Origin of the sequence: Alistipes sp., assembly GCF_048465575.1 — a bacterium.
In the GTDB taxonomy this organism is placed as follows: Bacteria; Bacteroidota; Bacteroidia; order Bacteroidales; family Rikenellaceae; genus Alistipes.
Genome location: NZ_DBFWLG010000015.1, coordinates 1 through 11,453 on the forward strand (window position 1 = coordinate 1; position 11,453 = coordinate 11,453).

Annotated in this window: 7 protein-coding genes and 1 tRNA gene; 3 read left to right on the forward strand and 5 right to left on the reverse strand. The window is 52.9% G+C overall.

Going from position 1 to position 11,453, the window contains the following annotated elements; genetic code table 11:
- Positions 1-694: 694 nt before the first annotated feature.
- From ACMQ11_RS05195 to coaD, 5 genes are all read right to left on the reverse strand, one after another.
- Positions 695-768 (reverse strand) — tRNA-Arg (locus tag ACMQ11_RS05195).
- Positions 769-1,037: 269 nt separating this feature from the next.
- The gene (gene ruvC, locus ACMQ11_RS05200) at positions 1,038-1,628 is read right to left on the reverse strand and encodes a crossover junction endodeoxyribonuclease RuvC (protein ID WP_418991715.1); all 591 of its coding nucleotides are present in this window, start codon (positions 1,626-1,628) and stop codon (positions 1,038-1,040) included.
- Positions 1,629-1,719: 91 nt separating this feature from the next.
- Entirely contained in the window at positions 1,720-2,769 is a 1,050-nt protein-coding gene (locus tag ACMQ11_RS05205; protein WP_418991709.1) for a redoxin domain-containing protein, read from the reverse strand.
- 2 nt (positions 2,770-2,771) lie between these two features.
- Positions 2,772-3,809: a UDP-3-O-(3-hydroxymyristoyl)glucosamine N-acyltransferase gene (lpxD, locus tag ACMQ11_RS05210; protein ID WP_418991710.1), complete on the reverse strand. Its 1,038-nt coding sequence runs from the start codon at positions 3,807-3,809 to the stop codon at positions 2,772-2,774.
- A 3-nt stretch (positions 3,810-3,812) separates the two neighbouring features.
- Positions 3,813-4,280, reverse strand: coding sequence for a pantetheine-phosphate adenylyltransferase (gene coaD, locus ACMQ11_RS05215; protein WP_418991711.1), 468 nt, complete (start codon positions 4,278-4,280; stop codon positions 3,813-3,815).
- 513 nt (positions 4,281-4,793) lie between these two features.
- On the opposite strand from coaD, the gene ACMQ11_RS05220 reads away from it, so the two are divergent.
- The 3 genes from ACMQ11_RS05220 to ACMQ11_RS05230 all read left to right on the forward strand — a co-directional run bounded on the left by ACMQ11_RS05220 (position 4,794) and on the right by ACMQ11_RS05230 (position 11,339).
- Positions 4,794-6,647, forward strand: coding sequence for an FAD-dependent oxidoreductase (locus ACMQ11_RS05220; RefSeq protein WP_418991712.1), 1,854 nt, complete (start codon positions 4,794-4,796; stop codon positions 6,645-6,647).
- Between the two features lie 21 nt (positions 6,648-6,668).
- Positions 6,669-10,742 carry a hybrid sensor histidine kinase/response regulator transcription factor gene (locus ACMQ11_RS05225; protein ID WP_418991713.1) on the forward strand — a complete coding sequence of 1,358 codons (4,074 nt, stop codon included), beginning with the start codon at positions 6,669-6,671 and terminating at the stop codon, positions 10,740-10,742.
- A 351-nt stretch (positions 10,743-11,093) separates the two neighbouring features.
- Complete coding sequence (locus ACMQ11_RS05230) at positions 11,094-11,339, forward strand: fimbrillin family protein (protein WP_418991714.1); 246 nt, start codon at positions 11,094-11,096, stop codon at positions 11,337-11,339.
- Positions 11,340-11,453 lie beyond the last annotated feature (114 nt).

Here is an 11,453-nt window from a genome sequence, read left to right on the forward strand (position 1 = left end):
GCAAATACTTGTTAAGCGTATTTGCTATACCGAAAGTAACAATTCTTCCTCAAATCTCCAAATGTTTATCCCGAAATTCATAAAATACATTTTAAAGATGTGGTAGAGCGAATATTTACCGCCCAAGCACCTGCACGACGATTAATTTTGGATTCAAAATAAACAGAAAGCGTGGTGCTGAAAACTTATTTTAGTTGATGAGGTCGTAGGAAACCTTGTAGATAAAATAAGCAACAGTCCCACGCCGTATCCCTTAAGGATATGACGAAAGGTTAGTCCGCTTACTCTCTCTACTCGATTAGAATTTCCTACGTTCCATCAACGAGAATAAACTTACACTTTCCGTGTTTGTTCGTATGTCCTACAAATATAGGAAACAAAATCGGTTTGTGCAAGAGCGAACCGCCTTTTCGGGACTGCTGCCGCTTCAAATTTCAGAAAAACAAATTTTTCCTGCAATAGGATGCGGTCTTGATTTCGAATTTTTTTGGTTGTAACTTTAGGATAAATATGTATTTGCGCCCCTATCACGAGTTTTAGCAGCTATTCAATTTGGCTATTGGACCTTGAATGATTGTAAAGTGGTTTTAAGACTATGTTTGGTTTAAACAAATTCCCGATTTCCCAGTGAAAACCGTCCAAAACAGCGCAAGAAAAAACCACCTACATCGCTGTAAGTGGTTGATTGTGAGTGTGACACCGACAGGACTCAAACCTGTAACCTTCTGATCCGTAGTCAGATGCTCTATTCAATTAAGCTACGGTGCCGAATTGCAGGTGCAAATGTAGGGCGAAATAATGAATTGTGCAAATTATTCGGCATAAAAAATTTAACTTTTCGTGTCGGTTGAAGCCGCGAAAACATTTCGATAGCGGGTAAATGCCACTTACACATATGGATAAGCCCGCCAGTTGAACTGGTTGCAGGACGATGCGAATCGGCACCGGTTGCATGGTTCCCCTACGCAAGCGCCTGCCGTTCGAACGCAGGTAACCGTGCAAGCAGTCCGTCACCCCGAGCGGCACTCGGGTCCGACCTATTTCACCTCCCGCTCCGGGTGGTCGCTGAGGAACTTTTCCCAGCTCTGCGAACCGCCTTTCGAGGCCGCTTTCTTGCCTCCGCCCAGCCCCTTGACCCGGGCTTCGCCAAGCGCTGCATTCAGGGGGCTTGCCGTGGTGTAGTAGTGGCACAGGGCCACGGCCATGCCGTCCGTGGCGTCGAGCCGCCGGGGCGGCCGGTCGATCGTGAGCGTGCGGCATACGATCGCGGCCACCTGCTCCTTGGCCGCCGAGCCGCGTCCGGTAATGGCCTGCTTGATGCGCGTGGGGGCGTATTCCGAGACCGGGAGCCCCCGGCTGAGCGCTGCGGCCATCGCCACCCCCTGCGCCCGTCCCAGCTTGAGCATCGACTGCACGTTCTCGCCGAAAAAGGGCGATTCGAGCGCCACCTCGCGCGGCGCGAACTCGTCGATCAGCGCGCCCACGCGTTCGAAAATGTAGCGCAACTTGGCGTACGGGTCCGTCAAGCGGTGCAGGTCGATGTCGCCCAGCACTACCGTGCGCAGCCGGCGTCCCTCGACCTCCAGCACACCGTAACCCATGTAGTTGGTGCCGGGGTCGATCCCCATGATGCGGTATGTGTCGGTTTGAGTCATCGCTGTGTGTAAGAAAATCCCTCCGCACGATGCACCGTGCGGAGGGATCGGGGGTCGGGATAAACTATTCGCCGAGCAGCTCCGCGATCTTCTCGTAGAGTGCTTCGCCGCGCAGGTTCGAGGCGACGATCTTGCCCTGGGCGTCGATTAGAAAATTCGCAGGAATGCCCTGTACCGCATAATCCTTGGCGGCCGGGTTGTTGAAACCGGTCAGGTCGCTGACCTGAATCCAGTTCATGCCGTTCTGCTCGATGGCAGCGAGCCACTCCTCCCGGTTCTCGTCGAACGAGACGCCGTAAATTTCGAAGCCCTTTTTGTGGAACTTGTCGTAGGTTTGCTTCAGATGAGGTACCTCGCCCATGCAGGGACCGCACCACGAAGCCCAGAAATCGATGAGCGTGTACTTGTTGGCCGGATCTGCGATAACCGATTCCAGCGAAACGGGCCGCCCCTGGGCGTCGTTCTGCTCGATATTGACATAGGGCTGGCCGATGTCGGTCTTCATCTTGCTTTCGGCATAATGACGCAACTCCGCAGCCTCGTCGGTCTGCTGCATCGCTTCGGGCAGCTGAGCGAGCTGGTCCAGAATTTGCTGCCCCGAATATTCGTAAGCCAACTGCTTGAGCATCATCACGCCGAAGAAATTGTCTCGGTTGGCCTCCATCGTCGTGGTTGCCAGGTTGTCGAACTCCTGCTCGATCTGCTTGCGGCGCTCGTCGGTGGTGGATTCGTTGCGGTACTCGTCGACCAGCTTGCGGCTGGCAGCGGCATAGGCTGCATTCGCGTCGTTGGAGGGGGTGCCCTTGACCGCAGGCTGTCCGGGGTTCTCCGAGTCGTCCACGACGATCGTTCCCGGCTCCACGACGACCATCGTCATGAAAGTCGGCTGCGTGTCGCCGCGCGAGTCGCTGAGGATGTAGACCACGGGCTGCGTCCGGTTGCCCTGGAACCGGAATGCGCCTTTCTCGACCGCGGCCGAGTCGACGACCTGCTCCTGTTGATCGAGCAGGTAGACCGTGCCGTCGAGGTTTCCGACACGACCCTTGATGGTGTAATTGTTGCCGCCGCAGCTGCAAAGAGCCGCCGCAGCAGCCAGAATGAACAGTTTTTTCACTTTTATTGATTTTTAAGGTTCGTCAACTCTTTTTCCAGATCGCGCACGCGCTTGTCCAGTTCGGGCAGGCGTTTGAAGATGTTGGCGGCGCGGTGGTACTGCATGCCCGGCAGTGCGGGGTATCCGAAGCGGATCTCGTCGTCGGGCACGTCCTTGTCCAGGCCGCTCTTCGAACCGATCTTCACGCGGTCGCCCACCGTGACGTGGTCTGCGATCCCCACCTGGCCCGCCAGGAAGCAGTTGCTGCCCACTTTCGAGGTGCCAGCGATGCCGGTCTGGGCGGACGAAACGGTGTTTTCGCCGATCTGCACGTTGTGGCCGATCTGGATCAGGTTGTCCAGCTTCACGCCCCGGCGGATGACCGTCGAATCGGTTTTGGCGCGGTCGATGCAGGTGTTGGCCCCGATCTCCACGTCGTCCTCGATCACGACGTTGCCCAACTGGGGGATCTTGTCGAACCCGCCTGCGGCGTTGGGCATGAAACCGAACCCGTCGGCTCCGATGACCGCTCCGGCGTGCAGGATGCAGTTCGAGCCGATCCGGCACCCCTCGTAGACCTTGACACCGGGGTAGAGGATCGTGTTTTCGCCGATGTGCACCCCTGCTCCGAGGAAGACCTGCGGGTAGATCTGACACCCCTTGCCGATCCGGACCCCCTCTTCGATCACCGCAAAGTCGCCGATATAGCACTCCTCCCCGACCGTGGCCTTTTCCGAAACGGATGCCAAGCGGCTCAGCCCCTTGCGGCGAGGTTTTGCGGCGTTGTACATCTCGAGCAGCTTCAGGACGCACTCCCCGGCGTTGTCGACCCGTATGAGCGTGGCGCCGACGGGTTGCGAGGGGTTGAATGTGCTGTCTACCAGGACAATGCTTGCTCCGGTAGTGTATAGGAACGGCTCGTATTTGAGGTTCGTCAGATAGGCCAGCGAGCCCGCCTTGCCCTCTTCGATCGAGGAGACGGTGTGGACGCGGGTCAGTTTGTCGCCGATGATCTCTCCGCCCAGAAAACCGGCGATCATTTCGGCTGTGAATTCCATCATAAGCTATAAATATTTGTTAATGTCGATTCCTTTGGGCAGAAACTCCTCCACCGAGCGGCCGAACGACAATACCTCGCGCACGGTCGAGGAGGAGATGTCCGCCACGGACGAGGGCGTGAAAAGCATGACGGTCGTCAGCCGGGGATAGATGCGATGGTTGGTGGCCTCCATCGTGCGCTCGTACTCGAAATCGGTGGTGTTCCTCACGCCCCGGATGATGGCGCAGGCGCCGACCGATTCGGCCAGCTCGCCCGTCAGGCCGGTGTAGATGCGGGCCTCGACGCGCTCTTCGTCGGCGTAGATGTCGTCGATCAGGCGTTTGCGGTTTACCACCGTCAGCAGCCCCTGCTTCGCGGTGTTGTTGCCGATGCCGATCACGATCCGGTCGAAGACGTTCAGAGCGTCCTGAACCAGCGCCGCATGGCCGCGGGTGAACGGATCGAACGATCCGGGGAAAATGGCTGTTCTCATAAGGCGTGTGCCGGTATTTTCGGACAAATGCCTTGCGGGCCCTTTCGGAAACGATAACCGATTCCGGCTCCGTCGGCTCTTTCGCGCCGGATTTATCCTCGGCAAATATACGAATTAGTTGCCAGTTTCCAATTCCGGGCGCTCTTTTTTTCGGAAGCGCGTCGTAGGGTCGGACGCGCTCAGTCGCGTCCGCTTTTGTGGAGGCGGTAATAAAGTATCTTCCCTGGGCGCATTGCAATATAAAAAAAGATGTGTGACAGTTGGTGGGAGACGGAAACGCAATGGCACCGCAACTGGAAAAATCAATTTCCGGTCGAGTGGCAGGAATCTTTTTTACCCGATTTATGATGGGTAAATATCTGGAAATATTTTACTATGAGTATGGGTAATACCGAAAAAAAACTTATATTTGCACGCAGACGCAATACAGGGAATGTGTCGAAAGCATATCTGAAAGGTTCTCCGGGATAATCATTCTGGATCGTTATTTAATAACATATAATCGAATACTTGATGAAACAACTAATAATCAGTTTGTTATTAACCGCTATGGCTTCGTGTGTCAAATCCGGGTATATATTTGTCGAAGCGGAACTTTTCGAAAATAAAGGTGGTTGGGTCGTGGATGCCCAATTCATGGATCAGATGGGATCTCCTTATTTGATGGCTCACGGACTCGGAAAATCCGTTGCGGATGCTGAAACTTTCGTGAAATTTCCGGAAACAGGAAATTACCGGATTTGGGTGAGGACTTTCAACTGGAATGCTTCATGGGATGTGGCTAAGGCTCCGGGTGTTTTTCAGTTGCTTGCCGACGACCGGGTGGTTGCGGAGCGTCTGGGCGATGAGCCGTCTGAGTGGGACTGGCAGAGGGCCGGGGTGCTGGATGTGACGGATACAGAGGTCCCCGTGAAGATATCGCTGCATGATTTGACGGGTTTTGACGGTCGCTGCGACGCCTTGTTTTTCACCCGGAATGGTCGGACGGTTCCGCCGAAAGACGGCTCCGAACTTGACGCATTCCGGAAGAAAATGCTTGGAATAACGCCGGAACGGAGCCCGGAAAGATACGATCTGATCGTAGTCGGAGCCGGTACGGCCGGTCTGTCGGCGGCGATTTCCGCTTCCCGGCTGGGACTGAAGACGCTGTTGCTGCAAAACAGGGGTGTAGTGGGCGGAAACAGCAGTCCGGAGATCGGTGTGACGGTAACCGGCGGCGTAAAGATGGGGCGGTATGAGCGAGTCGGTAACGTTATTGCGGAACTCGGTATTCCGTTCGATCATCAACAGCGCATCCTAAACATTCTCGCTGCTGAGGAAAATCTTACGCTGTTGCTCAATCGACACGTGATCGCCGCAGAGAAAAATGGAGACGCAATTGTATCGGTAACGGCGAAGGATCTGACTTCTGGGACTGAAACGATCTATGCGGGAGATTTTTTTGCGGATTGTACCGGTGATGGCAATCTGGGATTCCTGGCCGGAGCGGAATACATGCAGGGACGGGAAACCCGGGCGGTTTTCGGCGAAACTCTCGCTCCCGAAGTGGAATCGGACCTGACCTTCGGCTCGACGTTGAAATGGCATGCTTATACGGATTCCAAGGCGGTCGATTTTCCGGAATGTCCTTGGGCAGTACAGTTTACAGATGTCACTTGTGAACGCGTTATGAGGTATCAATGGTATTGGGAGTCCGGTTTTTACAAAGATCAGATAAAGGATGCCGAATTTATCCGCGACTATTGGTTCCGGGTGATCTTCGGGAACTGGGCGTTCTTGAAGAACCGTTCCGAGGTCCGGGACGAATACCGGAACCGTGGGCTGCATGAGGTTTCCTATATTCTTGGAAAGCGGGAATCGCGCAGGTTGAAAGGCGATTATGTAATTACACAGAATGACGTAGAGGGTGGATGGCGCAAGCTGCCCGATGCCGCGGTGATATGTACCTACATGATTGACCAACACTTTCCCGATCCCGAAAATGCAGCATTTTTTCCGGAGGAGGAGTTTCTGGCTCTGGCCAAACATAATTTCAACCCATTGGGGAAATACGATAATGCGGGACCGGGGATCGATATCAATGAACCGTTCATGATTCCTTACCGGTGCCTCTATTCGATCAATATTCCCAATCTGTTCATGGCTGGGCGGAATATCAGTGCCAGCCGTATTGCACTGGCTGCATTGCGTATTCAGGCGACTACGGCCATGATGGGCGAGGTTGTGGGTATGGCTTCCGTATTGTGTGTCCGGCACGGATGCGAGCCGCGGGATGTTTATGAAAAGTATCTGAACGAGTTTCGGGAGATGCTCAAAGAGGGTGTTCCCCAGAAACATGAGGAAATACTGCGGATGAATATTCGCTGATGCACTGAAAAACAGCGTTTTATGGTTCCTGTTAAACGATATGTGTTTCCTTGTCGGATACTATTGGCGGCGATCGCGTCGTTGTTGCTGTCCGGAAATGTTTTCGCAGGCAGTGGCGATTTTGTCCCGTTTCGGAAACTTACGATCGGAGATGGACTTTCCAGCTATGAGGTGACCTGCATATATCAGGATAGCCAGGGCTTTATCTGGATTGGTACCGACAATGGACTCAATCGGTTTGACGGTTACCAGGTTAAGATTTACCGAAATGACCATTCGAACGGGAATACAATCGGCGGAAATACAGTCCGGTGCCTCTTCGAAGACAGTGCACGCAACCTGTGGATCGGGTTCAAAGGCGAGGGTCTTTGCCGGCTGAATCTTGTTACCGGAGCTGTGCGGAATTACTGGCACGATGCGGATGACGACAATAGCATCAGTTGCGACGACATATCCGGTATTGTGGAGGACGGTGACGGCAACATTTGGATCGCTACCGATCGGGGGGCACTCGATATGCTGGACCCTGGGACGGGGACTATCACTCATTTCCCTGTGGCGGACCGGAACAAAAGGCCGCTCAACAACGCCATAACCGCCATTACGACCGATCGGCAGAACAATATCTGGCTCGCGTCGTGGGGTGGTGGCGTTTATCGGTTCGACATTCGGGAAAAGCAGTTCTGCGAGTTTCCCGCAGGCAGGATAGGTATTCCGAAATACATATTCGGAATACATACGGACAGTACCGGCAGGATATGGATGGCCACCGCCTACGATGGATTGGCCCTTGTGGAATTTGGCCGTGACGGTCGTGCCGCAATGCGCCGCATGGATGCCTTGGGTAGTCGTTCCATCCGGGACGTGTGTGAGGACCGGAACGGAAATATTTGGGTGGCGACTGCCGAAGAGGGGATCAAGGTAATTTCGGGCAGTTCGGGAAGACTCGTTACACATTACTCTCCGGACAATGCCCGAAATTTGCTCTCCTACCTTTATATTACTATATTTTGCGACCGGGACGGCACGGTGTGGGCAGGGTCGCATCTGGGGGTGAACTATTATAATGAGCTATCCAACCAGTTCCGGATCGTGCAGGTTCCGCATGATCCTGTGGAACGCTATTCAGACGGCCAGATATTTTCGGTGCTGAAAGATCGCAGCGGGGATTATTGGGCGGGCGGTATCAAGCATCTGTATCGTTATTCGCAGGATGGAAGCCTTTTGGCCGATTACGGCCCTGACATGCTCTGGAATACGGACTTTCTTCAAACGATGACGGAGGATTCGGATGGAAATATCTGGATTGGTTCAAATTCCGGGATTCTCGTGAAATACGATCCGACCCGGAAGCACTTTTCCCGGTTGGCGATAATCTCTGCCGATGTGTCGAAACTTCGCTATGACAATGTATTTTGCATATACGAAGATACGGACAGGACTTTGTGGATCGGAACGGAGCGGGGCACGCTGAATTACAACCCGGAGACCGGAGCCTTCGTTCCCCTTTTTCAAAGTGACAAGGTGATTTATCAAGAAGATAAGTCGAGGGCAGTGCTGCGGGACAGCAGGCTTGACCTTTGGATCGGGACCGACGGCGGGCTGAAGCGCTACAACCGGAATCTGGAACTGGTTCGAATGTATACCTCCAACGATCCCCGGCATTCGCTTGCCAATAATTACGTGACAACTCTTTTCGAAGATCGGAACGAGGTGCTGTGGGTCGGAACTAAAGGCGGTCTGATGAAATACGACCGTTGGAATGACCGTTTCGATCGGGTCCGGCTGTCGTACCAGGAGTCGGAAGAGCCCGTATTGGGCATTTGTGAGGATAAGGATGGTTTTTTATGGCTGAGCACTAATCGGCGCATTTTGAAATTCGAAGCAGGATCGGGCCGTCATTATTCGTTCGGGATTTCCGATGGCCTTCCCGAGCAGGGTTTTAAACGGGGGGCCATGACAGGGACCCATGATGGGGAGATCTTATGCGGTAGCTGGGATGGTTTCGTTGTGGTCGACCCGGACAGCGTGTGTGTGCATACCTCGGACAGCCGGGTGATTATCTCGGATTTTCAGATATTCAACCGGAGCATAATGCCCGAAAAAGGCGGAATACTCGAAAGTTTGATCAGCGAAACCGATCAGATAACGATTAGGCATTCGCAATCGGTCATCTCGCTGAAATTCATGTTGCTGGATTATATTTCTTCCGATAAGGCCCTGTATACCTACATTATGGAGGGGTTCGACAAGGATTGGACGACAACCGGTCCGGATCGGCGTACTGCTACGTATACCAATCTGAATCCCGGGAATTATGTTTTCCGTGTTCGGGCTGTAGGGGAGAATGTCAGCGGCAATTCTCGGAGCACCGATCTCCGGATCCGGATTCTACCCCCTTTTTGGCGAACGTGGGTGGCCTATGTGCTTTATTTACTGCTCGGATCGGGGCTGATTTATTTCGTTATCCGTTTCTTCGTCGTTCGTGAGCGGGATAAGAACGCTGTGCGTATGGCAAAGTTCGAGTCCCGGCAGATGAAGGAGATGGCCTTGATGAGGACTGATCTTTTTACCAACATATCGCACGAGTTCCGGACGCCTCTGACCTTGATTCAAGGGCCATTGACGCAGATAATGACGAAATACAAAGACCTCGATCCCGAAAATGGGAGATTGTTTTCACTGATGGAACGCAATACGAACCGGTTGCTGAGGCTGATTAACCAGTTCCTGGATTTCCGGAAATTGGAGTCAGGCAAACTCGCTCTGAATCTCCGGTTCGATGATATTGTACGCTTTACCTCTGAGGTGGTCAATAACTTCACGTTCTATTCTTCGGAAAAGAACATCCGCCTTAGTTACATGTCGGATGTGTCGGAGCTTCGGGTGTATTTCGATGCGGACAAACTTGACAAGGTATTGTATAATTTGATATTCAACGCGTTGAAACATACGCAGGAAAACGGCTGTGTCGATGTGCATCTGAGTTGTGTCGAGTCGGAAACGGGGTCGCAGGTGAAGATAACCGTTACAGACAACGGCGAAGGAATATCCCCGGAGTCCATGAAGGAGTTGTTCACGGTCTTTTATCAGGAAAAAAAGGTCGGCAAGAACAATGACGGGTTCGGTATCGGACTGGCGTTCTCCCGGGAATTGGTCGAGATGCACGGTGGGTGCATATTGGTCGAAAGCGAACTCGGCCGGGGCAGTGTGTTTACGGTCGTCATTCCGGCCCTTTCCCTGACGGAGAGTGACGTTAAGATGGATGTTGGTGCCGACGAAAAGCTTCCCGCATGGACTGACAAGGAAGAGACGGGGGAAGATGGTCAGAAAGAGATAATTCTTGTCGTGGAAGATAATTTCGACATGCGGCTTTATATTCGGGGCATTCTGGAAGAACGAGGTTTCGAGGTCTGCGAGGCCCGGGACGGTACCGAGGGGCTGGCGCTTGCGCTCGAACAGATTCCCGACCTGATCGTGAGCGATGTAATGATGCCCAATATGGATGGTCTGGAAATGGTGGCACGTCTGCACGCCAGCGACAAAACGAACCACATTCCGATCATCCTGCTTACGGCCCGCCAGTCCGAGGCTCAGGTTGTGGATGGGTTCAGGCTGGGGGTCGACGATTACATTACCAAGCCTTTCTCGCCGTTCATTCTCGAAGCCCGGATCGAGAATATCCTGTCCGTGCGAAAAAAGTTGTGGGAATCATATAAGAATTCCGACAATATCTGTACTTATAAGAACCTGCTGCCGGAGAACTCGGCCAAGCAGCAGTTCGTTGCGCGTATAACCGATATTATCGAGGCCCGTGTTGGCGATTCCCTGTTCGGTGTCGAGCAGCTTGCCTCAGAACTGAACATGAGCGTCAACCAGTTGTTCCGCAAGGTCAGGGCCATCATGAATACGACGCCTTATACCGTGCTGGTGCAGATTCGGATGGGCCGTGCCGTGACCCTGATGCGGGAGACTGATAAAACCATCTCGGAAATAGCGCTCGAGGTTGGATACCAAGAGTTGTCCAATTTCAGCCGTGCCTTCAAGAAATTCTATGAGGAGTCGCCGAGCAGTTATATCAAGAGGTTCCATTGACCGCCCCGGATGCCGGGCCCGGAAGCTACTCAGTGCAGTGCGGTGGTGCACCTGTTGAAAAACGATCGTTCCCGTTTGAGAACCCGAACCGGGCTTTTCGGATGCTGAGATATTTCCCGGAGGGGCTGAATGTAATTTTTTGATAAGAAAATGTGAATTTACGATAATGTCCGGGGCTTGGTTGGAAGTTAATTTTGTGACAGCGAAAAACCAACTTAAACCCCAACCTATGGAAAATCGTATACACTAAACCGGTGTCGGGATACCGTTCAATCCCGTCCGGAGCCTGCCTTTCAGATCGCTTTTCCCGACTTTCCCTGTCGAAAAACCTACTAAAACAAAACCTGAAGAATGGAAAAATTTCTGTTGAGAACTTGGGCGTTTTTAGGATGCCTGCCTCTGCTGGTATTCTCTTCGTGCGACAAGAGCCACGAAGAGTGTGGACCGAAGAATGACGGCAGGATTGAATTCAATGCCGTCGTAAGCGCCGTTACGCGCTCGACCATAGACTGGACCGATTTCAAATGCGAATTCGAGCCCGATGACGCCATCGGAATATTCGCGGTACCCCACGGCAGTTCGTTGGCTGCATCGTAAATATTCGCTCTACCACATCTTTAAAATGTATTTTATGAATTTCGGGATAAACATTTGGAGATTTGAGGAAGAATTGTTACTTTCGGTATAGCAAATACGCTTAACAAGTATTTG

What these genes read in the sequence shown, in the direction of transcription:
- ACMQ11_RS05220 (WP_418991712.1), top strand. Translation starts at nt 4,794, where the DNA reads ATGAAACAACTAATAATCAGTTTGTTATTAACCGCTATGGCTTCGTGT.
- ACMQ11_RS05230 (WP_418991714.1), top strand. Translation starts at nt 11,094, where the DNA reads ATGGAAAAATTTCTGTTGAGAACTTGGGCGTTTTTAGGATGCCTGCCT.
- lpxD (WP_418991710.1), bottom strand. Translation starts at nt 3,809, where the DNA reads ATGATGGAATTCACAGCCGAAATGATCGCCGGTTTTCTGGGCGGAGAG.
- coaD (WP_418991711.1), bottom strand. Translation starts at nt 4,280, where the DNA reads ATGAGAACAGCCATTTTCCCCGGATCGTTCGATCCGTTCACCCGCGGC.
- ruvC (WP_418991715.1), bottom strand. Translation starts at nt 1,628, where the DNA reads ATGGGGATCGACCCCGGCACCAACTACATGGGTTACGGTGTGCTGGAG.
- ACMQ11_RS05225 (WP_418991713.1), top strand. Translation starts at nt 6,669, where the DNA reads ATGGTTCCTGTTAAACGATATGTGTTTCCTTGTCGGATACTATTGGCG.